This is a genomic window from Burkholderia sp. 572 (assembly GCF_040545135.1).
In the GTDB taxonomy this organism is placed as follows: domain Bacteria; phylum Pseudomonadota; class Gammaproteobacteria; order Burkholderiales; family Burkholderiaceae; genus Burkholderia; species Burkholderia cepacia.
On sequence record NZ_JBEPLH010000001.1, the window covers coordinates 198,887 to 222,835 of the forward strand.

The 23,949-nt window shown below is 68.4% G+C and carries 23 protein-coding genes; 11 read left to right on the plus strand and 12 right to left on the minus strand.

The genetic code is table 11. The features are described 5' to 3' along the window. Nucleotides 1-29 precede the first annotated feature (29 nt). Nucleotides 30-1,052 carry an AraC family transcriptional regulator gene (locus tag ABIC51_RS00895; RefSeq protein ID WP_175898592.1) on the plus strand — a complete coding sequence of 341 codons (1,023 nt, stop codon included), beginning with the start codon at nucleotides 30-32 and terminating at the stop codon, nucleotides 1,050-1,052. 50 nt (nucleotides 1,053-1,102) lie between these two features. Here the strand turns inward: ABIC51_RS00895 and ABIC51_RS00900 are convergent, their stop codons facing one another. After that, nucleotides 1,103-1,807, minus strand: coding sequence for a GntR family transcriptional regulator (locus tag ABIC51_RS00900; RefSeq protein ID WP_091924806.1), 705 nt, complete (start codon nucleotides 1,805-1,807; stop codon nucleotides 1,103-1,105). Nucleotides 1,808-1,990: 183 nt separating this feature from the next. Here ABIC51_RS00900 and ABIC51_RS00905 point away from each other — a divergent pair, with 183 nt between their 5' ends. From ABIC51_RS00905 to ABIC51_RS00920, 4 genes are all read left to right on the plus strand, one after another. Next, nucleotides 1,991-3,211: a pyridoxal-phosphate-dependent aminotransferase family protein gene (locus tag ABIC51_RS00905; RefSeq protein ID WP_060083029.1), complete on the plus strand. Its 1,221-nt coding sequence runs from the start codon at nucleotides 1,991-1,993 to the stop codon at nucleotides 3,209-3,211. A gap of 194 nt (nucleotides 3,212-3,405) precedes the next feature. Further along, entirely contained in the window at nucleotides 3,406-4,680 is a 1,275-nt protein-coding gene (locus ABIC51_RS00910) for an MFS transporter (RefSeq protein ID WP_027790051.1), read from the plus strand. Nucleotides 4,681-4,732: 52 nt separating this feature from the next. Continuing rightward, on the plus strand, nucleotides 4,733-5,494 hold the full coding sequence (locus ABIC51_RS00915) for a 2-keto-4-pentenoate hydratase (protein WP_175898590.1): 762 nt from the start codon (nucleotides 4,733-4,735) through the stop codon (nucleotides 5,492-5,494). A 51-nt stretch (nucleotides 5,495-5,545) separates the two neighbouring features. After that, complete coding sequence (locus ABIC51_RS00920; protein ID WP_226128262.1) at nucleotides 5,546-8,584, plus strand: FAD-binding and (Fe-S)-binding domain-containing protein; 3,039 nt, start codon at nucleotides 5,546-5,548, stop codon at nucleotides 8,582-8,584. A gap of 17 nt (nucleotides 8,585-8,601) precedes the next feature. Here the strand turns inward: ABIC51_RS00920 and ABIC51_RS00925 are convergent, their stop codons facing one another. The 6 genes from ABIC51_RS00925 to ABIC51_RS00950 form a co-directional block, all read right to left on the minus strand. After that, complete coding sequence (locus ABIC51_RS00925) at nucleotides 8,602-9,507, minus strand: LysR family transcriptional regulator (RefSeq protein ID WP_027790054.1); 906 nt, start codon at nucleotides 9,505-9,507, stop codon at nucleotides 8,602-8,604. Between the two features lie 76 nt (nucleotides 9,508-9,583). Beyond that, nucleotides 9,584-10,828, minus strand: coding sequence for an acyl-CoA dehydrogenase family protein (locus tag ABIC51_RS00930; protein ID WP_059695132.1), 1,245 nt, complete (start codon nucleotides 10,826-10,828; stop codon nucleotides 9,584-9,586). A 33-nt stretch (nucleotides 10,829-10,861) separates the two neighbouring features. Continuing rightward, on the minus strand, nucleotides 10,862-11,620 hold the full coding sequence (locus ABIC51_RS00935) for an SDR family NAD(P)-dependent oxidoreductase (RefSeq protein ID WP_175898587.1): 759 nt from the start codon (nucleotides 11,618-11,620) through the stop codon (nucleotides 10,862-10,864). 7 nt (nucleotides 11,621-11,627) lie between these two features. Then, entirely contained in the window at nucleotides 11,628-12,392 is a 765-nt protein-coding gene (locus ABIC51_RS00940; RefSeq protein WP_175898585.1) for an SDR family oxidoreductase, read from the minus strand. A gap of 43 nt (nucleotides 12,393-12,435) precedes the next feature. Then, complete coding sequence (locus ABIC51_RS00945) at nucleotides 12,436-13,467, minus strand: phosphotransferase (protein ID WP_027790058.1); 1,032 nt, start codon at nucleotides 13,465-13,467, stop codon at nucleotides 12,436-12,438. Between the two features lie 19 nt (nucleotides 13,468-13,486). Next, nucleotides 13,487-14,161 carry a histidine phosphatase family protein gene (locus ABIC51_RS00950; protein ID WP_146254215.1) on the minus strand — a complete coding sequence of 225 codons (675 nt, stop codon included), beginning with the start codon at nucleotides 14,159-14,161 and terminating at the stop codon, nucleotides 13,487-13,489. A gap of 200 nt (nucleotides 14,162-14,361) precedes the next feature. Here ABIC51_RS00950 and ABIC51_RS00955 point away from each other — a divergent pair, with 200 nt between their 5' ends. From ABIC51_RS00955 to ABIC51_RS00965, 3 genes are all read left to right on the plus strand, one after another. Further along, the gene (locus ABIC51_RS00955) at nucleotides 14,362-14,517 is read left to right on the plus strand and encodes a DUF3309 family protein (protein WP_021158044.1); all 156 of its coding nucleotides are present in this window, start codon (nucleotides 14,362-14,364) and stop codon (nucleotides 14,515-14,517) included. 166 nt (nucleotides 14,518-14,683) lie between these two features. Beyond that, the gene (locus ABIC51_RS00960; RefSeq protein WP_027790060.1) at nucleotides 14,684-15,415 is read left to right on the plus strand and encodes a response regulator; all 732 of its coding nucleotides are present in this window, start codon (nucleotides 14,684-14,686) and stop codon (nucleotides 15,413-15,415) included. Between the two features lie 2 nt (nucleotides 15,416-15,417). Then, nucleotides 15,418-16,503: an ATP-binding protein gene (locus ABIC51_RS00965; RefSeq protein ID WP_027790061.1), complete on the plus strand. Its 1,086-nt coding sequence runs from the start codon at nucleotides 15,418-15,420 to the stop codon at nucleotides 16,501-16,503. A 34-nt stretch (nucleotides 16,504-16,537) separates the two neighbouring features. Here ABIC51_RS00965 and ABIC51_RS00970 read toward each other — a convergent pair whose 3' ends face one another. After that, nucleotides 16,538-17,230, minus strand: a complete 693-nt coding sequence (locus tag ABIC51_RS00970; protein WP_124673137.1) for a hypothetical protein — start codon at nucleotides 17,228-17,230, stop codon at nucleotides 16,538-16,540. A gap of 210 nt (nucleotides 17,231-17,440) precedes the next feature. On the opposite strand from ABIC51_RS00970, the gene ABIC51_RS00975 reads away from it, so the two are divergent. Further along, nucleotides 17,441-18,463, plus strand: coding sequence for a MerR family transcriptional regulator (locus ABIC51_RS00975; protein ID WP_175898583.1), 1,023 nt, complete (start codon nucleotides 17,441-17,443; stop codon nucleotides 18,461-18,463). 7 nt (nucleotides 18,464-18,470) lie between these two features. Here the strand turns inward: ABIC51_RS00975 and ABIC51_RS00980 are convergent, their stop codons facing one another. From ABIC51_RS00980 to ABIC51_RS00990, 3 genes are all read right to left on the minus strand, one after another. After that, the gene (locus ABIC51_RS00980) at nucleotides 18,471-19,286 is read right to left on the minus strand and encodes an alpha/beta hydrolase (protein WP_027790064.1); all 816 of its coding nucleotides are present in this window, start codon (nucleotides 19,284-19,286) and stop codon (nucleotides 18,471-18,473) included. Between the two features lie 13 nt (nucleotides 19,287-19,299). Beyond that, nucleotides 19,300-20,592, minus strand: coding sequence for an MASE1 domain-containing protein (locus ABIC51_RS00985; RefSeq protein WP_175898580.1), 1,293 nt, complete (start codon nucleotides 20,590-20,592; stop codon nucleotides 19,300-19,302). A 295-nt stretch (nucleotides 20,593-20,887) separates the two neighbouring features. Then, nucleotides 20,888-21,388 (minus strand): lipocalin-like domain-containing protein, encoded by a 501-nt coding sequence (locus ABIC51_RS00990; RefSeq protein WP_027790066.1) that lies wholly within the window; start codon nucleotides 21,386-21,388, stop codon nucleotides 20,888-20,890. A 162-nt stretch (nucleotides 21,389-21,550) separates the two neighbouring features. Between ABIC51_RS00990 and ABIC51_RS00995 the strand changes: the two genes are divergently transcribed. Together ABIC51_RS00995 and ABIC51_RS01000 are read left to right on the plus strand one after the other, a co-directional pair. Next, complete coding sequence (locus tag ABIC51_RS00995) at nucleotides 21,551-22,456, plus strand: LysR substrate-binding domain-containing protein (protein ID WP_034195988.1); 906 nt, start codon at nucleotides 21,551-21,553, stop codon at nucleotides 22,454-22,456. 130 nt (nucleotides 22,457-22,586) lie between these two features. After that, a complete protein-coding gene (locus ABIC51_RS01000; protein WP_124533682.1) occupies nucleotides 22,587-23,024 on the plus strand; it encodes a GNAT family N-acetyltransferase in 438 nt (145 codons plus the stop codon). Between the two features lie 25 nt (nucleotides 23,025-23,049). Here ABIC51_RS01000 and ABIC51_RS01005 read toward each other — a convergent pair whose 3' ends face one another. After that, the gene (locus ABIC51_RS01005) at nucleotides 23,050-23,889 is read right to left on the minus strand and encodes a peptidylprolyl isomerase (protein ID WP_060057830.1); all 840 of its coding nucleotides are present in this window, start codon (nucleotides 23,887-23,889) and stop codon (nucleotides 23,050-23,052) included. Nucleotides 23,890-23,949 lie beyond the last annotated feature (60 nt).

The window sequence follows — 23,949 nt, forward strand, 5'->3', positions numbered from 1 at the left end:
CAATCCATGGAAAAAAATACGGAGCATCCATGGACGATACCGACCGTTATACGACGGCGAATCTGCCGGTCCATCTGTTGCGGTGCCTCGCGGAGACAAGCAAGGAACTGGGCATCGACCCCACGCGGCTGTGCCTCGGGCTCGGCTTCGACGTCGCCGACCTGTCGAATCCGTCGTGCCGGATTTCATTGCGCCAGGCGAGCACGATGATCCGCCGCGCGCTCGAGATGGCGCCGGGGCGGGCGCTCGGCCTCGAACTCGGCACGAGCGAGACGATCGCGTCGATCGGGCTGGTCGGCTATGCGATGCTGACGAGCCCGACGCTGAAGGACGCGATCGTGACCGGTATCGGGCTGCAGCGCCACACGGGGCCGCTGATGCGCTTCGACGTGATGTCGGATGCGCGCACGCTGTCGGTCCGCGCGACCAACGTCTTCCTCGAGCCCGACATCGAGGCGTTCCTCGTCGAGGAGGCGTTCGGCAGCTTCGTGAAGATCGGGCGCTCGCTCGTCGGCCCCGCGTTCCAGCCGAAGGTCGTCGATCTCAGCTACCCGCCGCCGGCCTATGCGGAGCAATACGCCCGCGTGTTCCCGTGCCCGGTGCGGTTCGAACAGGAGCAGAACCTGTTTTCGTGCGACGCCGCGCTCGGCAACCGCCCGATCGCGACCCACGATCCGCTCGCGCATCGCCAGGTGCTCGAATTCCTGCAGGACGCGCTGCCGCCCGAACCCGAAGGCACCGAATTTCTCGAATCGATCGAACGGATCATGCGGCGCGACCTGCGGCATGCGCCGTCGCTCGCCGAGATCGCCGCGCAGCTGTGCATGAGCGAGCGCACGCTGCGACGGCGGCTCGCCGACCAGGGCGTGTCGTACCAGACGGTGATCGACACGATCCGCCGCAAACGCGCGTTCACGCTGCTGAGCAATCCGCGGCTGTCGATCGAGGATGTTGCACACGAAGTCGGGTTCAGCGACGCGCACAACTTCCGGCGCGCGTTCAAGCGGTGGACGGGGCACGGGCCGAGAGAGGGGCAGCGGGCGGCGATGTAGCGGCGCGGCCTGCCCGCACGACGCGATGACCGTTCGCGTGCGACGTACGACTACGCGTCCACAGCCCCCTGCTGCAACAACACCGCGTCGCGCTTCTCCAGCAGATGCCGCCGCAGGATCACCGCCAGCGCCTTGCCGTCGCGCGCCTCCAGCGCCTTGATCATCTCCTCGTGATCGTGCACCGCGCGATCCCATTTCTCGACGTGCTGGTTCGAGCGGAACCGCATCGACATGATCCGGCGATTGATCGACTGGTACGTGGCGCGCAGCGCCGAGTTGCGCGCGGCCTCGTTGATGCGGTCGTGGATTTCCTGGTTGCGGCTGTAGTAGCCGGGCAGGTCGTTCTGCAGCCGGCACGCGAGCATCGAGTAATGCAGCGCCTTGATCTCCGCGAGCTCCGCTTGCGTGATGCGCTCGCAGGCCAGCTCGCCTGAAAACGCCTCCAGCCCCGACATCAGCTCGAACGTCTCGCGGATCTCCGATTCGCTCATCCGGTACACGCTCGCGCCGCGATTCGGCGACAGCACCAGCAGCCCCTCGGCCGCCAGCACCTTGAACGCCTCGCGCAGCGGCGTGCGCGAGATGCCGAGCGTCTCGCACAGCTCGCGCTCGTTCAGCCGCATGCCCGGCGCGAGCACGCCTTCGACGATGAATTTGCGCAGGTGCTCGACGACCGTGTCGTGCAGCCGCTGCCGCTCCAGTTTCGGCAGTGCCGGCGCACCGCCGGCCTGCTCAAGATCATTCAAATCTTGCATGCAAAATCCTTCCTTCTTGCTTCACGCGATTCTACTTCAACTCGCCCGACCCGAATATCTCCCCGCCAACGCCGGGTAAACACCGGCATTTTCGGCGAAATCAGTCCTTGGGTTTGCCGTGGTCGCTCTGCTAAAGTATTTTGCATGCAAAATTCAAAATGCAACCAAGGAGACAGAACAACCATGCTGCAACTCGACTTTCATCCGTCCGGCCGCCATTTCCTGCAGATTCCGGGGCCGAGCCCGGTGCCCGACCGCATCCTGCGGGCGATGAGCTATCCGACCATCGACCACCGTGGCCCCGAATTCGGCGCGCTCGGCCTCAAGGTGCTCGCCGGCATCAGGAAGATCTTCAAGACCACGCAGCCGGTGATCATCTATCCGGCGTCGGGTACCGGCGCATGGGAAGCCGCGCTGACCAACACGCTGAGCGCCGGCGACACCGTGCTGATGTACGAGACCGGCCACTTCGCGACGCTGTGGAAGAAGATGGCCGACGCGCTCGGCCTGAAGCCCGAATTCCTCGGGCTGCCGGGCATCGAAGGCTGGCGCCGCGGCGTGCAGCCCGACATGATCGAGGCGCGCCTGCGCGCCGATACCACGCACGCCATCAAGGCGGTGTGCGTGGTGCACAACGAAACCTCCACCGGCGTCACCTCCGACATCGCGGCCGTGCGCCGCGCGATCGACGCGGCCGGCCACCCGGCGCTGCTGATGGTCGACACGATCTCGGGGCTCGCGTCCGCCGACTACCGCCATGACGAATGGGGCGTCGACGTGACGGTGTCGGGTTCGCAGAAAGGGCTGATGCTGCCGCCCGGCATCAGCTTCAACGCGGTGTCGCCGAAGGCGCTCGCGGCGAGCGGGCACGCGACGCTGCCGCGCGCGTTCTGGGGCTGGCACGAGATCATCGAGGCGAACAGGAACGGCTACTGGCCGTACACGCCGAACACCAACCTGCTGTACGGGCTCGCCGAAGCGCTCGACATGATCCTCGGCGAAGGGCTCGACGCCGTGTTCGCGCGCCACCAGCGGCTCGCGGAAGCCACGCGCCGCGCGGTGCGCGCGTGGGGCCTCGAGATCCAGTGCGCGGACCCGGCCGTCTACAGCCCCGTGCTGACCGGCGTGATGATGCCCGACGGCGTCGACGCGGACGCCGTGCGCAAGCTGATCTACGAACGCTTCGACATGTCGCTCGGGCAGGCGCTCGGCAAGATGCGCGGCAAGATGTTCCGCATCGGCCATCTCGGCGACTGCAACGACCTCACGCTGATGGCCACGCTCGCCGGCTGCGAGATGGGGCTGAAGCTCGCCGGCGTGCCGGTTGCCGCGAGCGGCGTCGTCGCGGCGATGGACACCCTCGCATCGAACACGCACGCCCCCGCGCTGCGCGCGGCGGCCTGAGCGCCGGCGGGCGGCGCGCACGTTTCCCGCACGCCGCCTGACGCGCCCTTTCCGCTTCACGGGCGGCCGCGCGGTCGTCGCGACACGCAACGGCCGCTGCCGGCGCCCGCCCCGCTTCATCGGCACGACCCATCTCGATGCCGGCCTCGACGCCGGCACGGGCAGCAAGCCAGACAACATCCAGGAGACGAAACATGAAGCTGTTCCGAGCGACCGGCATCGTGCTGGTGATGCTGTGCGTGATGTACTTCATCACGTACCTCGATCGCGTGAACGTGAGCACGGCCGCTGCCGGGTTCGGCAAGGAATTCGGGCTGAACAGGACGGAGATCGGCCTCGTGTTCTCCGCGTTCGCGTATCCGTATCTCGTATTCCAGATCATCGGCGGCTGGGTCAGCGACCGCTTCGGCGCGCGCCGCACGCTGCTCGCCTGCGGGCTGCTGTGGGCCGTCGCGACGCTGCTCACCGGGATGGCCGGCGGCCTCGCGTCGCTGCTCGCCGCGCGCCTGCTGCTCGGGCTCGGCGAAGGCGCGACGTTCCCGGCGGCCACGTCGGCGATGTCGCGCTGGGTGCCGCGCGAGAAACGCGGCTTCGCGCAGGGCATCACGCATGCGTTCTCGCGCGTCGGCAACGCGGTCGCGCCGGCCGCCGTCGTCGCGGTGATGGCCGTGTACGGGTGGCGCGAATCGTTCTACATCTGCGGCGTGATCAGCATCGTGTGGGTCGCGGTGTGGGCGCTCGTCTATACCGAACACCCGAAGGACCACCCGCGCATCACGCAGGCCGAGCTCGACGCGCTGCCGCAACCGAAGCCGAAACCCGCCGCCGTGCCCTGGGGCCCGTTGTTCCGCCGGATGATGCCCGTCACGATCGTGTACTTCTGCTACGGCTGGACGCTGTGGCTGTTCCTGAGCTGGATTCCGCAGTATTTCCTGCACAGCTACGACCTCGACCTGAAGAAATCGGCGGTGTTCGCGTCGGCGGTGTTCTTCGCGGGCGTGATCGGCGACACGCTCGGCGGGATCGTCACCGACCGCATCCTCGCGCGTACCGGCAGCCTCAAGCGCGCACGCAGCTGGATGGTGTCGATCTGCATGCTGCTCACGCTGCTGTCGCTGTTGCCGCTGCTGTTCACGCATCACCTGTACGTGTCGATGGCGTGCCTCGCGGCCGGCTTCTTCTTCGCCGAAATGACGATCGGCCCGATGTGGGCCGTGCCGATGGACATCGCGCCGGAATACTCGGGCACCGCGAGCGGGATGATGAATTCCGGCTCCGCGCTCGCGGCGATCCTGTCGCCCGTGATCTCCGGCTTCGTGATCGACCGCTTCGGCAGCTGGGAGCTGCCGTTCATCGGCAGCATGGTGCTGATGGGCGTGGGCGTGCTGCTCGCGTTCCGCATGCAGCCGGAAAGCCGCTTCGCCGACGCACCCGCCGAACAACCGGCCGCCAATCGCTCGCCGGCCTGATGCCAACGGGGCGCTGCCGCCCGCGGCACCCGCCTTTTCCCCGACTGCAACGATGACCCAGGCTACCCACGACCTCGCCGTCCGGCTCGCCGCCGGCTGGCAACACGGCATCGCGTTCGCCGCGCTGCCTTCGGCCCTCGTCCCCGCCGATGCCGACGCCGCCTATGCGGTGCAGGCGCAACTGCTCGCCGAGCGCCGTGCCGCGATCGGCGCGTGGAAGGTCGGCGCGAAACAGCCCGACGGGCCGATCCAGGGCGCGCCGCTGCCGGACGACTGCCGCCATGCGAGCGGCGTCACGCTGCCGCGCGGCGCGTTCCGGCCGCTCGGCCTCGAACTGGAGATCGCGTTCCGCTTCGGCCGCGACTTCGCGCCGCATGCGCCCGCCTATGCCGACGATGAAGTGTTCGACGGTATCGCGCAGATGGGCGCTGCGATCGAGATCGTCGCGAGCCGCTTCCGCGAATGGCCGGACGTCACGCCTGCCGCCCAGCTCGCCGACCTGCAGAACCACGGTGCGCTCGTGCTGGGCGAGATGACCGGCTATCGCGCCGATTTCCCGTTCGCCGCGCCGGCCCCGGCGTTCACGTTCGACGGGCACGACATCGCCGGCACCGCACCTGGCACCAACCCGGCCGGCGACCCGCGCCGCCTGCTGCCGTGGCTCGTGAATCACGCGTCACGGCGCGGCATCGCGCTGCCGGCCGGCACCGTCGTCACGACCGGCTCGTACACGGGCATGCATTTTCCGCGGGCCGCGGGCACGGCCGTCGGCCGCATCGCGGGGCTGCCGCCCGTCAGCGTCACGCTCGCCTGAGCCTCACCCGATCCTCGCCCGATCCGTTCCCACCCGATACCGACCGCCGCCATGACATCCGCCGTCTCGCCTTCGCTGGTTCGCCCCGTCCATCTCGTGCCGTCGCAAGGCGCCGCGCTGTCGCCGCTGTTCGAGCGGCTGCGGCGCGAAATGCGCGGCGACGTCCACGCCGATCGCGCGAGCCGCGGTCGTTATGCGACCGACGCGTCGATCTACCAGATCATGCCGCTCGGCGTGGTCGTGCCGCGCGACCAGGACGACCTGCGGATCGCGCTCGACATCGCACGCGACCGCAAGATTCCCGTGCTCGCGCGCGGCGCCGGCACCAGCCAGTGCGGGCAGACGGTCGGCGAGGCGCTCGTCGTCGACAACAGCAAATGGCTGAACCGGATCGTCGCATTCGATGCGCAGGCACGCACCGTCACCGTCGAGCCCGGCATCGTGCTCGACCACCTGAACGCGTGGCTGAAACCGCACGGGCTGTGGTTTCCGGTCGACGTGTCGACGGCCGCGCAATGCACGATCGGCGGGATGGCCGGCAACAACTCGTGCGGGTCGCGCTCGATCGAGTACGGAAACATGGTGCACAACGTGCTCGCGATCGACGCGATCCTCGCCGACGGCAGCGAATGCCGGTTCGGTTCGCTCGCGCAGCCCGTCACCGATCGCCGCACGCTCGAGCTGCTGCACGGCGTCGAACGCATCGCGAAGCGCGAGCGCGACGAGATCGTCGAGCGCGTGCCGAAGGTGCTGCGCCGCGTGGCCGGCTACAACCTCGACCTGTTCGACTGCCAGAACCCGCGCGCTTACACAGACGACGGCCACGCGAATCTCGCGCACCTGCTCGTCGGCTCGGAAGGCACGCTCGCCTACAGCCGGCAGATCACGCTGAAGCTCGCGCCGCTGCCCGCGCACAAGACGCTCGGTGTTGTGAACTTCCCGACCTTCTACCAGGCGATGGACACCGCGCAGCACATCGTGAAGCTGAAGCCGGTGGCCGTCGAGCTGGTCGATCGCACGATGATCGACCTGTCGATGGAGAACCCGGCGTTCCGGCCCGTGATCGAACGGGCGCTGGTCGGCCGGCCGCAGGCGATCCTGCTCGTCGAGTTCGCCGGCGAATCGCGCGACGCGCAACACGCGCAGCTCGACCGGCTCGCCGAACTGATGGCCGATCTCGGCCTGCCCGGCAGCGTCGTGAAGATGACCGATGCCGGCGCGCAGAAGGCGCTGTGGGAGGTGCGCAAGGCGGGGCTGAACATCATGATGAGCATGAAGGGCGACGGCAAGCCGGTGTCGTTCATCGAGGATTGCGCGGTGCCGCTCGAACACCTCGCCGAATACACGCGCCGCCTGACCGACGTGTTCCACAGGCACGAGACCGAAGGCACGTGGTACGCGCACGCGAGCGTCGGCACGCTGCACGTGCGGCCGATCCTCGACATGCGGCGCGACGGCGCGACGCGCATGCGCGAGATCGCCGAAGAAGCGGCGGCACTCGTGCGCGAGTACAAGGGCGCGTATTCGGGCGAACACGGCGACGGGCTGTGCCGCGGCGAATGGGTCGCGTGGCAGTACGGCCCGCGCCTGAATGCGGCGTTCGCGGAGATCAAGACGCTGTTCGATCCCGACAACCGTTTCAACCCGGACAAGATCGTCAATCCGCCGAAGATGGATGCGCGCGAGCATTTCCGTTTCGCGCCCGGCTATGCGGCGCTGCCGCTGCGGCCCGCGCTCGACTGGTCGGCATGGAACGTCACGCGCAATCCGCTGACCGGCGAAGAAACCGCCCCCGGCTCGGGCACCGACATCACGCACGGGCTCGCGGCGGCCGTCGAGATGTGCAACAACAACGGCCACTGCCGCAAGTTCGACGCGGGCACGATGTGCCCGAGCTACCGCGTGACGCGCGACGAACAGCACGTGACGCGCGGCCGTGCGAACACGCTGCGGCTCGCGGTGACGGGCCAGCTCGGCGCCGACGGCCTCGCCGGCGACGACGTGAAGGCCGCGCTCGACCTGTGCGTGTCGTGCAAGGGCTGCAAACGCGACTGTCCGACGGGCGTCGACATGGCGCGCTTCAAGATCGAGGCGCGGCACGCGTGGAACCGCAAGCACGGCACGACGCTGCGTGAACGGCTCGTCGCATATCTGCCGCGTTATGCGCCGTGGGCCGCGCGCATGCGCGGCGCGATCGCGTTCGTCAATGGCGTGCCGGTCGTCGCGTCGTCGATCAAGCGATGGATCGGCCTCGCGCCGCAGCGTGCGCTGCCCGGGTTCGCGCGGCCGTTTCTGGCGGATGTGGGTGCGGATACGGGGACATCAACGCCCTCGCAAACCGGCTCGGCCACCCGCGAAGTGCTGCTGTTCGTCGATACGTTCAGCAACTACCAGGAACCGGACAACGCGCGCGCCGCGCAGGCCGTGCTCGAAGCGGCCGGCTACACCGTGCATTTCAACGTGCGCGCAGGCGCGCGGCCACTGTGCTGCGGCCGCACGTTCCTCGCGGCCGGGCTCGTCGACGAAGCGAAATCCGAGGCCAGGCGCACGCTCGATGCGCTGCGGCCGTACCTCGAACGCGGTGTCGCGATCGTCGGGCTGGAGCCTTCGTGCCTGCTGTCGATGCGCGACGAGTTTCTTGCCTACGGTTATGGCGACGAAGCCACACGGCTCGCGAGCCACGCGTTCCTGTTCGAAGAGTTTCTCGTCCGCGAACACGAGGCCGGCCGGTTGTCGCTGCCGCTGCACGCGATCGATGCGAACGAAGCGCTCGTGCACGGCCACTGCCATCAGAAGGCGTTCGGCGCGTTCACGCCGGTGCAGACGGTGCTGCGCTGGATTCCGGGGCTCAAGGTAACGCCGGTCGAATCGTCGTGCTGCGGGATGGCCGGCAGCTTCGGCTATGAAGCCGAGCATTACGCCGCGTCGCAGGCCATGGCCGAGCTGTCGCTGCTGCCGGCCGTGCGTGCGCGGGCCGAAGGCGCGATCGTCGTCGCGGACGGCACGAGTTGCCGGCATCAGATTCAGGACGGCGCGCAAGCGCAGGCGATGCATGTGGCGAAAGTGCTGGCGCGGGCATTGCGAAGCTGACCGCCGCCGCGTGCGCCTCACCGCGGCTCGCCGATCCCGCCCATCAGCGTCACCAGTTGCTCGCGCAGCCACCGGCTGCCCTGATCCTGATCCGCGCTGCGATGCCAGTAGCAGAAGTATTCGAGCGCCGGCATCTCGAACGGCAGTTCGAGAATCCGCGCCGGATACCGCTGCAGCAGCCGCAGCGGCGCCGTCAGCGCCAGGTCGCCGCGCATCGCGATCAGCGGCGCGACCATGTAGTGCTGCACGCGCATCTGGATGGTGCGGCGCAACCCGAGGCGCGTCAGCTCCGCGTCGACGTGCCCGCTGCCCTTGCGGCGGCTCGACACGTGGATGTGCCCCATCGACAGGTAGTCGTCCATGGTGAGCGTGTCGCCCTTGAACGGGTGATCGTCGCGGATCATGCACGCATAGCGGTCGCGCACGAGCAGCGCCTGATGAAGGTGCGGATCGCCGATCAGCGGCGCGTCGATCGCGATGTCGACGGAGCCGTTCGCGAGCGCGGTCGCGACTTCGCGGCGATCCATCGTGTAGCTGCGCACGTGCATGCCGGGCGCATGCTTCTGCAGCAGTTCGCCGAGCGCGGGCAGCAGCAGCGCTTCGGTCAGGTCGCTCATGCTCATCCGGAACACGCGCGTCGACGACGCCGGATCGAACACGTCGCCTTCGTGCGCGCTCGAATCGAGCAGCTGCATCGCCTCGCGCACACGGCCGACGATGTTCTCGGCCAGCGGCGTCGGCATCATCCCGGCCGGCGTGCTGACGAACAGCGGATCGTTCAGGGTCTTGCGCAGCCGCGCCAGCGCGTTGCTGACGGCCGGCTGCGTGAGATTCAGCACCTCGGCCGCGCGCGTCAGGTTGCGCTTGGTGTAGATCGCGTCGAATACGACGAACAGGTTCAGGTCAATCTTCGAAAGGCGCATCGCCGGATCTCCTTGCCGGCATCTTACGGCGTGCGCCACCCGCTCGTCCACGGCCCTGCGCATCCCGGCGCGACGCTCAGGCGCGCAGCGGCGGCGTCAGGTACGGCGCCGTCGAACCCGGCACGCCGTCCTTGATTTCCATCCGCGCGATCGCCTGCAGGTGCACCTCGTCCGGGCCGTCGGCGAAGCGCAGCGCGCGGCCCCAGGTCCAGAGATCGGCGAGCGGCGTATCGGGGCTCAACCCCGCCGCGCCGAACACCTGCATCGCGCGGTCGCAGACGTTCGCGTACACGGTCGGCACCAGCGCCTTGATCATCGCGATTTCCTTGCGCGCGGCCTTCGCGCCGACCTTGTCGATCATCCACGCGGCCTTCAGCACGAGCAGGCGCGCCTGCTCGATCTCGATGCGCGAGCGCGCGATCCATTCGCCGACCGTGCCGTGCCGGTTCAGCGGCTTGCCGAACGCGACGCGCGACTGCGCGCGGTCGACCATCAGCTCCAGCGCGAGCTCGGCCGCGCCGATCGACCGCATGCAGTGGTGGATGCGGCCCGGCCCGAGGCGGGCCTGCGCGAGCGCGAAGCCGCTGCCTTCCTCGCCGAGCAGGTTGCTCGCCGGCACGCGCACGTTGTCGAACGTGATCTCGCAGTGCCCTTCCGGCGCGTAGTGATTGACCACCGTGATGTTGCGCACGACCGTCACGCCCGGCGTGTCGCGCGGCACGAGAATCATGCTCTGCTGCCGGTGCGACTCGGCCTCGGGATCGGTCTTGCCCATCACGATGAAGATCTTGCAGTTCGGATGCGCGGCGTTGGTGATGAACCACTTGCGGCCGTTGATCACGTACTCGTCGCCCACGCGCTCGATACGCGTCGTGATGTTCGTCGCATCCGACGATGCGACATCGGGCTCCGTCATCGCGAACGCCGAACGGATCTCGCCGCGCAGCAGCGGCTTCAGCCACTGCTCGCGCTGCCCGGGCGTCGCGAACATGTGCAGCAGCTCCATGTTGCCGGTGTCCGGCGCGTTGCAGTTGAACACTTCCGACGCCCAGCCCACGCGCCCCATGATCTCGGCGAGCGGTGCGTATTCGAGGTTCGTCAGGCCCGTGCCGGGCTCGTCGTCCTTCAGGTGCGGCAGGAACAGGTTCCACAGCCCTTCCGCCTTCGCGCGCTCCTTCAGTTCCTCCATGAACGACACGGGATACTGGCCCGCGTGCACTTCCTCGTTCCACTGGCGGATGCGCGGCACGATGTGTGCATCCATGAATGCGCGCACGCGGCTGCGCAGTTCTTCCACTTTCGGGGTGTAGCCAAAGTCCATGATCGACTCCTCGATTCCGTTCGTTCGGTTCCGTCAGAAGGCCGAGACACCGCCGTCGACGGCGACGGCCTGCCCGGTCAGATAAGTGTTTTCCTTCGCGCACAGCGTCAGCATCGTCGCGACGATTTCCTCGGGCCGGCCGAGCCGCTTCATCGGCGAGCCCTGCGCGAGAAAATCCTGGCGGTCGCCGATATCGCTGTCGGTGACCATCGGCGTCGTGCTGTAGAACGGGCACACCGCATTCACGCGAATGCCGTGGCGCGCGTATTCGATGGCCGCCGTCTTCGTGAGCCCGACCACCGCATGCTTCGACGCCGCGTAGGCGGCCAGCTTCGGCGCGCCGCCGAGCCCGGCCATCGACGCGACGTTCAGGATCACGCCTTCGCGCTGCGCGAGCATCTGGCGGATCTGGTGCTTCATCCCGAAGAACACGCCCTTCGCGTTCACCGCGAAGCTCAGGTCGAGATCGGCTTCGTCGGTGTCGATCAGCGCCTTCATCGGCGGTGCGATGCCCGCATTGTTGATGCCCACGTCGAGCCGGCCGAAACGCTCGGCCGCCGCATGCACCAGCGCTGCGACGTCCGCTTCGGCACGCACGTCGCAGCGCCGCGCGATCACGTCGGCGCCGGCCGCGCGCAGCGGCGCGGCCACGCGTTCGAGCGCCTCGCCGTTCAGGTCGCCGAGCGCCAGCCGCGCGCCCATCGCGGCGAGCTCGCTCGTGAGCAACGCGCCGAAGCCGCTCGCGGCGCCGGTGATCATCACGGCCTGGCCGGCGTAGCTGTCGATCTTCATCGCGCGCTCAGATCGTCAGGCCGCCGTCGACGACGATGCATTCGCCGTTCGTGTAGCTCGCCGCGTCCGACACGAGGTACAGCACGGTGCCGGCCATTTCGCGCGGTTCCGCGTGGCGGCGCAGCGGGATCTTTGCCTTCCACGTCTCGTAGATGTCCTTGTCGGCGAACAGCGCGCCCGCGAACTTCGTCTTCGTGAGCCCCGGCAGCAGCGCGTTCACGCGGATGCCGAACGGCCCGCATTCCTTCGCGAACGCCTTCGTCATGTTGACGACGGCCGCCTTCGTGATCGAGTAGATGCCCTGCCGGTCGCCCGGCTGCAGCGCATTCACCGACGCCGTGTTGACGATCGCGCCGCCGCCGTGTTCCTTCATCAGCTTGCCGGCCTCGACCGACATGAAGAAGTAGCCGCGGATGTTCACGTCGACCGTCTTGTCGTAAGCGGCGAGATCGGTATCGAGGATGTGCCCGAAATACGGGTTCGCGGCCGCGTTGTTCACGAGGATGTCGAGCCGCCCGTGCTTGCCGCGGATATGCTCGAACGTCGCGGCGATGTCTTCCAGGCGCCCGACGTGGCAGGCCAGCGCCTCGGCGCGGCCGCCCGCCGCGATGATCGCGTCGGCCACGGCCTGGCAGTCGTCGAGCTTGCGGCTCGACACGATCACGTGCGCGCCCTGCTCCGCGAGCAGTTTCGCGATTTCCTCGCCGATGCCGCGGCTCGCGCCCGTCACCAGTGCGATCTTGCCCGTCAGGTCGAACAGATTCGTTGCCATGTTGCTGTGCTCCTCCATTGATGTGGTGTCGTGCCCGGCGCGGTCAGCGATGCGCGTCGATCACGCCGACGGCCATCTCGGCGAGACGCCCGGCCATCGCGCCAACGCGCAGCGCCTGCTCGCTCGATGCGTTGCCCTGCAGCGCGCGCGCCTTCACGCCCTGCGCGATCGCCGCGAGCCGGAAGAAACTGAATGCGAGGTAGAAATGCCAGTCGCGGATCGGCTCGATGCCGCGCAGCTCGCAATAACGCGCAACGATCGCCGCTTCGTCGGGAATGCCGAGTTCCGCGCGATCCTGGCCCGCGAGCCCGCGCACCTGCCCGCCCGACGGCAGTCGCAGGCACATGCAGAAGTACGCGAGATCGGCGAGCGGGTTGCCGAGCGTCGACAGTTCCCAGTCGAGCACGGCCTGCACGCGATAGCTGTCGCGTGCGAACATCAGGTTGTCGATCCGGAAATCGCCATGCACCAGCGTCGGCCGGCCCGTGTCGGCCGGGCACGCCTTCGGCAGCCAGTCGATCAGCGTCTCCATCGCGTCGAGGCGCTCCGTTTCCGCCGCGCGGTACTGCTTCGTCCAGACGCCGATCTGGCGCTCGAAGTAGTTGCCGGGGCGGCCGTAGTCGGCGAGGCCCACCGCGTCGACATCGACGTCGTGCAACGCGGCCATCGTCTGCAGCAAGGCGTCGTAGCACACCGCGCGATCGGCCTTCGGCAGCTCCGGCAGTGCGGGATCCCAGAAGATCCGGCCGTCCTCGAAGCTCATCACGTAGAACAGGCTGCCGATCACGTCGCGGTCTTCGCAGAGGTGATACGGATGCGCGACCGGCACCGCGGTGCCCGACAGCGCGCTCAGCACGCGGAATTCGCGGTCGACCGCGTGCGCGGATTTCAGCAGTTCGCCCGGCGGCTGGCGGCGCAGCACGTAGCGGCCGCTCTTCGCATGCAGCAGGAAAGTCGGATTCGACTGGCCGCCGGCAAACTTCTCCGTGTCGACCGGGCCTTCGAAACCCGGCACGTGCGCTTCCAGATAGCGCGTGAGGCGGGCTACGTCGAGTTGCTGGGTAGGGTTCGTCATCGTCGCGATCGTTCGTGGGTCAGCCGTAGGTTCGCAGCGCGTGTCGTTCGGGATCCTCCAGATGCGGGATGCCGTTGAACGACGCGAGGTGGAATGCATCGGCGTTGAAGAAAAACTGCGAAAGGCTGCTGTTGCGGATCTGCAGGTTCAGCGCGATCGCGCTCGACGGCGGGGCGGCCAGCACCTGCTGCACGGTGACCGCGATCGGGCCGCCGGAGCTCACCGTCAGCACGCGCTGGCCGCCGCCGTGGCGGATGGCCGCGCGGGCATCGGCCACGCGCTGCTGGAAGTGCGCCCAGGTCTCGGGGGCCGAATCTCCGAGCTTGTCTTCCGACCAGAGCTGCAGCACCTGCCGCAGCGCGCGGAAATGCGCCTTCATCGAGCCGGCCGCGAGGCGGGCGATGTCCGGGTAGTCGTGCGCGGCGGCGGCGAACAGACCGTGGAAGTCGTATTCGTTCAGGCCGGGATGGCGGTCGATCGCCGCGCCCTCGCGGCCCATCCCGCGCAGGATCGCGTCGACCGTCTGCGCGTGGCGGTTCATCGTGCCGCAGATCACGCGGTCGAACGCCAGGCCTTGCTGTGCAAAGTATTCGCCGAGCCAGACGCCCTGCTGCTCGCCCGCCGCGGAAAGCCGGTCGTAGTCGTCCGTGCCGAAGGAAGCCTGCCCGTGCCGTACCAGAAAAAGTTCAGCCATCGCATGCCCGCCAGATCAGAAGGATTCAGCATAGGGGGCGGGGATGCATTTTCAAACTTTATTTTCTGAATCGGCCGGTATTCATCGGGTGAATTTCAGGCATTCCAACCGTGCGCTTGCGCCGGCTTTCGCCCGCCCCCGCCGCGGCACGCGAATTGCGGCGGGAGGCACCGTCCATTCACGACGTCAGGAGGGGTGCGATGCTCGGTACGATCCTCATCATCATTCTGATTCTGCTGCTCATCGGGGCATTTCCGGCGTGGCCGCACAGCCGAAGCTGGGGCTACTGGCCGTCGGGCTCGGTCGGGTTGATCGTCGTCATCGTCGTGATACTCGTGCTGCTGGGTCACATCTGAGTCCGACGCCGTAGCTTCTTTACAAACGCAGGCAAGGGCGGGACATCCGTCGGCCAGGCGCGAATCGCGTCGCGCCGCGCTGTCCCCCCGCCTCCGTTCGATTGCGCCGGCCGTGCGGTAGTATGGCGACCTGACGGAACCCCCTGATGGATCTGAACGAGTGGCCATGCCCGAATTTTCTTCATCGCCCGGCGCCGGCCAGAACGCCCAGGCGCTCGTCCTCATCGCCGAGGACGAACCCGAGATCGCCGAGATCCTGACCGCCTATCTCGCGCGCGGCGGCCTGCGCACCGTGCACGCCGCCGACGGCCGCCGCGCACTGGAACTGCACCTGCAGCTCAAGCCCGACCTCGTGCTGCTCGATGTGCAGATGCCGCACGTCGACGGCTGGAAGGTGCTCGCCGAAATCCGTCATCGCGGCGACACGCCCGTCATCATGCTGACCGCGCTCGACCAGGACATCGACAAGCTCACCGGCCTGCGCATCGGCGCCGACGACTACGTGGTGAAGCCGTTCAATCCCGCCGAAGTCGTGGCGCGCGCGCAGGCGGTGCTGCGCCGCTCGATGGCCGGCGCGCGCCAGGAAGAACAGCGCGTGCTGCGGGTCGCGCCGTTCGAGATCGATCTCGAACACCACGAAGCCACGCTCGAAGTGGGCAGCGAACGGCACACGCTCGTCCTGACGCTCACCGAATTCAAGCTGCTCGCGCAACTCGCGCGCGCGCCGCGGCGCGTGTTCAGCCGCGCCGAGCTGATGGCCACCTGCCTGCCGGAAGGCGACGCGCTGGAACGCACGGTGGACAGCCACGTCAGCAAGCTGCGCAAGAAGCTGGACGACCTCGGCGTGCAGGGCGTGCCGGTCAGCGTGCGCGGCGTCGGCTACAAGCTCTGGAGCTGAGCATGAAGCTCGACGGCCTGAGCCGGCAGATCGCGCTGACCATGGCAGGCATGGTGTTCGGCGTGACCGTGCTGATAGTGCTCACCGCCACCGTCTTCTACTACATCGCGTTCAATTACTGGTCCGCGCATTTCAACACGAAGAACCTGCTGCCGACCGGGCCGGAATGGGCCTGGCTGATCGCGACCACGGCGGTCGGCCTCGCGCTGTCGGTCGCGGTCGCGGTCAATCTCGCGCGACGCATCCTCGTGCCGCTCAATTCGGTCACCGAAAGCATTCGCCGCGTCGCGCGCGGCGATCTCGACGCACGCGCCGTCGCGGGCGACCGTTCGCTGCACGAAGCCGCGCTGCTCGCCGACAACTTCAACGCGCTCGCCAGCGAACTGCAGCGCGTGACCAACGAGCAGGCGCTCTGGAACGCGGCGATCGCGCACGAGCTGCGCACGCCCGTCACGGTGCTGCGCGGGCGCCTGCAGGGGCTCGCCGAAGGCGTGTTCACCCCCGACGAAGCGCAGTTCCGCAGCCTGCTCGGGCAGGTCGAAGGGCTGACGCGGCTGATCGAGGATCTGCGCGTGGTCAGCCTCGCGGACAGCGGCCACCTGAGCATCGAGATCCGCGACACCGATCTCGCGGCGGATGCGCGTGCGGTGGTCGACATGTTCGAGCCGGCGCTGCGGGCCGCCGGCCAGCATCCGGTGCTCGATCTCGACACGCGGCGCATGCGTTGCGACCCGGTGCGCATCCGCCAGGCGCTGCTGGCGCTGCTGGAAAACGCGCGCCGCCATGCGGTGCCCGGCGCGATCCGCATCCAGACGCGCATCGAACAAGGGATGTGCCGGTTGCGCGTCGGGGACGACGGCCCCGGCATCCCGGCCGATTTCGCGCCGCACGTGTTCAAGGCCTTCCGGCGCGCCGACGACACGCAGCCGGGCGGCAGCGGCCTCGGGCTCGCCGTCGTCGCGGCGATCGCCCATGCGCATCATGGCGAAGCTGTCTGCATGCCGAGCCGCACGGGCGGCACGCTGTTCGAAGTGCAGTGGCCCGACAACCTCACGCCGGCGCCGGAACACGAGCGCTTTCCGGCCTGAGGCATCGCCTTTACGGCCGACCTGGCGCCCGCCTTTACCGCGCCACGTGCGGTTCGCGCCCGACCTGTTCGAGCGGCGGGTTGAACCCGAGCACCGTGTACTCCAGCACGGACACCGTCCCTTTCCCGGCCGCGCCCTGCACGACGACCGCGCGCACCGCGCCGGCCCGGTCGAATTTCAGGCGGGTGCCGACGGTCGCGTTGCGCAGCGCCTCCAGTTCCTCGATCCGAGCGATCGCCAGCTTGCGCACCGCGCCGGACACGTACACCGGCAGGAACACCAGCGCGATGAAGATCGACACGGCGTCCTTCGATACGCTGTCCAGCACCGGCTGACCCGACATCACGAGCGACAGCGACGTCGCGGCGACGAAGATCGCGAGCACGGTCGCGCCCACGCCGAGCGACGAGAACCGCTCGGCCGCCTTCTTCATGCGTGCCTTCACGAGCGCGCGTGTGGTCGCGGACGGCACCAGCCATTCGCGCTGCGCGCCATGGTATCCGGCGAAGCCGAGGAACAGCGTCGCGACCGCGCTGATGCCGATGCTGGTGTATAGCGCATCGAAGATCATGCAGAGGAATTCGAGCACGAACACGATCACCGGCGGCCACAGCAGCAGCCGGAACGAATAGCCGTCGCGGCCATGCCCGCGAATCCACCATTTCACCGGCGCAAGCTGCCAGAAGCGGCGCTCCTGGTGGAGCGAAAGTTCTTCGTTGTCGGTCAATTTCCCACCTGTCGGATCCTGCGCCGTGTCGGCGCCGGCCGTGAATCGGCACGGCCGCAGCCGCATTCTCCCAGATGCGCGGCGCGGCGAGAAAGGAGCCGCCGCCGCGCCGACACATTGTGTGTATCGCACATGCCCGCTCGCTTGACCCGGCCCTTGGGATCGCCTTTATGCTGGGCGCAACGAATCGACAGCAAGGAGAGGTGACGGATGAGCACGTCCACGCCCCGTTTGAACGCGTCGGCCGCCGCCGCGCGGCTCGGCGTCTCGATCAAGGCGTTGCGGCTGTACGAGCGGCACGGCCTCGTCACGCCGGAACGCACGCCGGCCGGGTACCGTGCATACGGCCCGGACGATCTCGCCCGCGCGGCCGACATCGCCGCGCTGCGCGCGCTCGGCCTCAGTCTCGCGCAGGTGGCGAGCGTGCTCGACGGCGACGCGCGCAGCCTGGACGACGCACTGGCCGCTCACGAAGCGGCGCTGGACCACGGCATTCAGGATCTCGTGCGCAAGGTCGATCGGGTACACGCAATCCGCGCCGGCCTCGCGCGCGGCCGGATGCCGGCCGACGGCGAACTGACCCGGCTCGTCGACGACAGCCGCGCCGGCGTGGCATTCAGCCTGCCGTGGCCGTGGGGCGGCGAGTGGTTCGAGTGTCGCGACATCCGGCCGCTGAACTACATCATCGGCCCGCTCGGCAGCGGCAAGACGCGGCTGGCGCTCCGGCTCGCCGACGCGCTGCCCGGCGCCGCGTTCGTCGGCCTCGACCGGCTAGAGAACGACGGTGCGGCGGCACGCGACATGCTGCGCACCGATCCTGCATTGAAGTCGCGCGTCGACCGTGCATCGGCAGCGCTCGCCGCCCGAGGCGCGACGCCGTCGGCGGCGCTGACCGCGCTGCTCGTCGCCCTCGAAGCCGAAGGCCCGCGCACACGGGTCGTCGACATGATCGAACAGGATCTCGATCGCCCCACGCAACAGGCACTGATTGCCCGTCTGCGCGAACAGGCCGCCGCCGGGATGCGGCCGCTGTTCCTGCTGACGCGTTCGTCGGCGATCCTCGACCTGTCGGCGGTCGGCCCGCATGAAGCGATCATCCTGTGCCCGGCCAATCACAGTCCGCCTTCGCGTGTGGCGCCTTACCCGGGCTCACCCGGCTACGAAGCGGTTGCCACGTGTCTTGCGTCGCCCGAGATCCGGGCGCGGATCGCGCATCCCCCGGAAGCGGCGTAAGCGTTCGTCACGGCGCCATCCGCCCCATCCTGCGCGCCATCGCCGGGCTGACCGCATGCACCGGATCGAACCCGAAGAATTCGAGCACGTGGCGCGCGACGTCGTCGCGATCGTTGTCCGCGCAGATCATGTGGTAGCTGTTCTCCAGCACGATCCCGCGCGCGTCGGGCATTTTCGCGAGCAGGAAATCGGCCGAGCGCAGGCTCGTCAGCTCGTCCTCGCGCGCATGCAGCACGAGCGTCGCGCACGGCGTGCCGGCTGCCGCCTCGAGCGCCCAGTCGCGCATCCGGTCGACCTGGCGCACGCACGCGAGCGGCACCCACGCATAGTGGAAACTGTCCTCGCGCTCGAACTTCTTCTTCACGATCGCGCGGATCGTCGCGTTCTTGATGCCGAACGGATCGCCTTCCTCGACGCGCATCCGCTCCGCGACACCCGGCACGCGATACAGCACATGCCGCAACGCCCGGTACCACGGCGTCGACCAGCCGTCGATGAACATCGGCGTGGCCAGCAGCGCGAGCCGGCCGCGCGCATGCTGCACGCGATGGCACAGCAGCAGCGCGACCAGCGCGCCCATGCACATGCCCGCGACATGCACGGTGTCGTACTCGTTCTCCAGCGCGCGATACTGCTCGGTCACCGCGTCGAGCCATGCCTCCGCGCGCACGCCGACCAGATCCTCGGGGCGCGTGCCGTGCCCCGGCAGCGTGATCATGTGCGTATCGCCGCCCGCGCGCCGCACCGCCTTGTGCAGCGAACCGAGATCGTATTGCGTGCCGCCGAGCCCGTGGATCAGCAGGACGCCCGTGCGCCCCGTCATGACGCGTCCCCGCTCATTCGTCCGCCGGCCACACGCGCTCGAGCTGCCAGACGCCGGCCACCACCGTCACGTCGACATTCGAGTCGAGCAACGGTGCGCCGTGATCGGTGATCGTCTGCGTGCCGCCGTCGCGCTGCACGATACGCAGCGACAGCGACGCACGATCCTCGCCGGCGATCTCCGCGTTCCAGTAGTCGCTCAACGCATCGCGGTCGCCCGGCTGCACACGTTCGAGCACGAGCGACACGCTCGCGATCTGCGCCGCGTCGACGCCGACACCGAACACGCGCTCGACGTCGCCGCTCCACTCGATCCGCCCCGATTCCGGATCGAGCACATACGCGATCTGGCCGGCGCTCGCGAGCGCGAGCTCCATGTTGTTCTGCAGGACCGCCGCATGCTCGTGCACGCGCTCGCGCGTCGTCTTCAGCGTGCTCACCGTCAGCACCAGCAGCGACGCGACCGCCAGGTAAAGCTGCGCCTCGAGCAGCGAACTGCCGTAGTGCTCATGGAACGACGCGAACGGGCCGTCGCCCTGCGCGGTCTGCTCGATCACGATCAGCGCGAGCACCAGCACCGACGACGAGCCCGCGCGGCCGCCGAGCAGCAGCGTCACGGCGACGGTCAGGAACAGCGGGATATACGTCAGCGCAAAGCCGGCGCCCGTGCCGAATTTCTTCGACGTGTCGCCGTCGAAGATCACGAGTGCGCCGATCACGAGCAGCGCGAACGCGACGATGCCGAGTACCAGGTCGAAGCGCTCGTGGTCGCCCGAGCGGTGCGCGCGAAAGCGCGACCACGACGCGAGCACCGGCGTGACCAGCAGCACGCCGACGAAATCGGACGCGGCCCACACCGACCACACGTCGAGGAACGGCGCGCCCTTGACCGCCGTGTACCACGCCGCGCCGCCGATCGCGCCGATCACGCCCGCGATCAGGCCGGCGAGGATCACCGAGCGCAGGAAATACAGCCCTTCGAGCGAGAACCGCACGCGCTGGACGAGCCACACCGCGAGCGCGGCGGCGCCGACCTCGTCGACCGTGAACAGCACCGCGTTGACCAGAATGCCGTGTTCGATGCCGGTCAGCACGAGCTGCCCGGCCAGGAACGCGCCGGCCAGCGTCAGCCATTCGCGCATCGGCCGCAGCATGAACGCGCCGACCGTCACGCCGGCCGGCAGCCAGATGTAGCCCGTCAACCGGACGGGGCCGTTGAACTCGTGCGAGATATAGCCGGTCGAGAGATACAGCGCCGCCCAGAGCAGCGCGGCGACGAGGCCCGGCCGCGATCGTTTGGTGTCCATCGAGAATCCCTGTGTGCTGCGCCGTGCAGGCAGACGCACCGCCGCGTCGGAAGCGGCGGCGCCTGCGGCCGGCAGGTGCGCGATGTGCGCATGATATGCGGACAGGGCTGACGGAGGAATACCGGTGGGGGAGGCACGGGAAGCCGCGGCCTCTGATCCGGCTCGCCGGGCCGGTGGCTGCGGCTTGCGCGGGCCAACGGAAACGGCGTGTGGCGCCGGCTAACCGGCGCGTGACGGAACGGCCGCGATCACGGCCTCACGGCCGCATGCGTCACGGATCGAACGGCCTCCCGGTTCAATCCTTTCGCCGCCACACCGAGATCGGAATGTCGCCGTTGGCACGCGGCGGAACGCGGTAGCTCAGCTCGCCGTCCTTCAATTGATAGGTTCGCGTCTGCGTTTGCCCGGCCCAGTTCGGGTACGACGCATTGCTGATGTGAAACGCCAGCGTGTGGTTCGCGGGATCGACGCTCAGCGTGCCGTAGTGGGTACTCGAGCCGAGCACGGCGTCACGGAATTCCTCCGGCGTGCCGGTCGCCTTGTCGTTCGACGCGAAGCGCGGGCGTTCCGACTTGAAGATCTGCAGCGAGTAGTTCCCGTGCGCGTCGATCAGCAGCAGGCCCGTCGGATCGGCACCGTAGTCGCGGCCGATCGTGCCGTCCGGATGTTGTACGTCCGCCGCGACCAGCGTCCACGTCCCCGCGAGCGACGGCGCGGCCGATGCGTCACCGGGAATCATCGACGCGGCCAGCAGCATGCCGGGAAAGCCTTGGCGGAATATCGAGCCGATTTTCATTCAATGTCCTTGTCGGAAAGAAGGGAAGCAACCTCACGGACATCCGCAGCCGCGTATCGCGCGCATCCCCGTGAACCGAAACGACCGGTTCACTCGATGGTAGCGACGGGAATATGCAATAAATACGATAATTCGAAATCGACTTATAAGAAAAACCGAATCATGACGCTTCCGAATCTCGACATGGATGCGCTGCGCACGCTGATTGCCGCGGATCGGCTCGGCAGCCTCAACCGCGCCGCCGACCGGATCGGCCGCTCGCAGTCGGCGGTCAGCCAGCAGATGCGCAAGCTCGAAACGCAGATCGGCCAGCCGCTGTTTCGCCGCCAGGGGCGCGGCCTCGTGCCGACCGAAGCCGGCGAGCTGATGCTGTCCTATGCGCGCCGCATCCTCGAACTGAACGACGAGGCGGTCGGCGCGATCCGCGGCGCGGCGATCGACGGGGCCGTGCGATTCGGGCTGCCCGGCGATTTCGCCGAAGCGTGGCTGCCCGTCGCGCTCGGCCGGTTCAAGCGCACGCATCCGGGCGTGCGCGTCGACATCGTCGTCGACGGCAACGGCGCGTTGCTCGACCGGCTCGATGGCGGCGAACTCGACATCGTGCTCGCGATGGGGCGCGGGCATCGCGCCGACGCCGAACACCTGGTCACGCTGCCGATGGCGTGGATCGGGCCGCAAGGCATCGACGTGCGTCCGCGTGCCGGCGCGCCGCTCGATCTTGCGCTGTACAAGCCGCCGTGCCTGTTCCGCAAGGCGGGTACCGACGCCCTCGACAAGGCCGGCATCCCGTGGCGGCTCGCCTACACGACCGGCAGCCTGCAAAGCCTGTGGGCCGGCGTCGCCGGCGGCCTGGGCATTACATCGAGAACGATGGCGGGTGTGCCGCCGGCGCTACGGCAGCTCGGCGAGCGCGACGGCCTGCCGCCGCTGCCGTCCGTCGACGTGTGCCTTCATGCGGGCGGAGGCGATGCGCCTTCGGCGCTCGTGAGTCTGAAGCGCGTCGTGATCGACACGCTGATCGCCAATCTCGCCGATGTGCACCCGCACTCGGGCCGGCGCGCAGGATGATCGGCCACGCATGCGCGCCGGGCTCGGCGTTGCGCCCTTTGACCGGCTTCCCGCCATCGCGGATGATGCGCTGCGGGGTTCGACCTTTCCGTCGGCGCTCCCGTCCCGAACGAACGTACGAGTCCGCACGATGACACACGCAATCCGCCTGCGCCCGGCATGCGCCGCCGACCTGCCGTTCCTGCTGACCCTGCGTCGGCTCACGATGACCGTGCACCTGCAGCGCGTCGGCGCGCCAACCGACGACGAAGCGCACGACCGGCGCATTCGCGCGAACTTCGACGATGCGATGATCGTCTGCGACGCCGACGACGCAATCGGCTTGCTGAAGGTGACACGCGCCGCCGACGAGTGGCACGTTCACCAGATCCAGATCCTCCCCGATCACCAGGGCCGGGGCATCGGCGAAGCCGTGCTGAACGCATTGCTGGCCGACGCGGCGCGCGCGCACGTGCCGGTATCGCTCAGCGTGCTGCACGGCAACCCGGCGCGGCGGCTCTACGAACGGCTCGGCTTTCGCGTCGCGTCGGAAACCGACACGAGCGCGAGCATGATCTGGCGCGCGTGACGCCCGGCGTTTCGACGTCGCCGCGTTACTGCGTGATCTTCGCGTCCTTCAGCAGGTTGCCGATCATCTGCGCGCTCGCCTTCTCCACGGCGGCCGCCTGCAGTTGCTGCTGCAGCGCCGGCTTCGCGGTCGCGAAACCCGGCACCTGCGTCGGCCGCTTCGCATCCAGCTTCACGATCGCCCGCACGCCGTCGACCGGGATCGAATCCTTCGTCGCGGCGCCGACCGTCAGTTTCTCGAGCGCCTGCGCGACCGGCAGCGGCAAGCCGGACGTCTTGCCTTCCGCCGCCGGCGTGTGGAAGCTCACCCACGGCAACTCGCCGCCGCTGTCGCGGCTCGGCGCGATGCTGTACTGGCGCGCCAGCCCGTCGAACGACTTGCCCGCCTTCAGCTCGCTCAGCACCGTCGCGGCCGTCACCGGATCCTGGACGACGATCAGGCGCGGCTTGTACTCGTTCTTGCCGAGCGACGCCACGAGCTCGTCGTAGCGCGCCTTGACCTGCTCGTCGGTCACCGGCTCGGGCTTCACGTTGTCGCGCAGGTAAAGCTGCACTTCGGCATTCGCCTTCGCCTGCTGCACCGCCGCCTTGACCTCGGGCTTGTCGGCGTAGTTCGCCTTCTCGGCGGCCTGCTGGACCAGCACGCGCGTAATCAGCTGATTCTTGATCGCCTGGCGGACCTGCGGCGAGTCGGGTTGCCCGGACGCGCGCAGCAACGTGTCGACGTCGGCCTGCGTGATCGGCGTACCGTTGACCGTCGCAACGGTCGCGGCGGCCGCCGGCGTCTCTGCGTGGACTGGGCCGCTCATCGCGCCGGCCAGTGCGGCGATCAGAAACAGGCGGTTCGGTGTCGTTTTCATCTTCATTGTTTCGTCACTTCGGCATAAAAAACGCGGCATGGGGCATGCCGCGCGAGTTCACCGGCG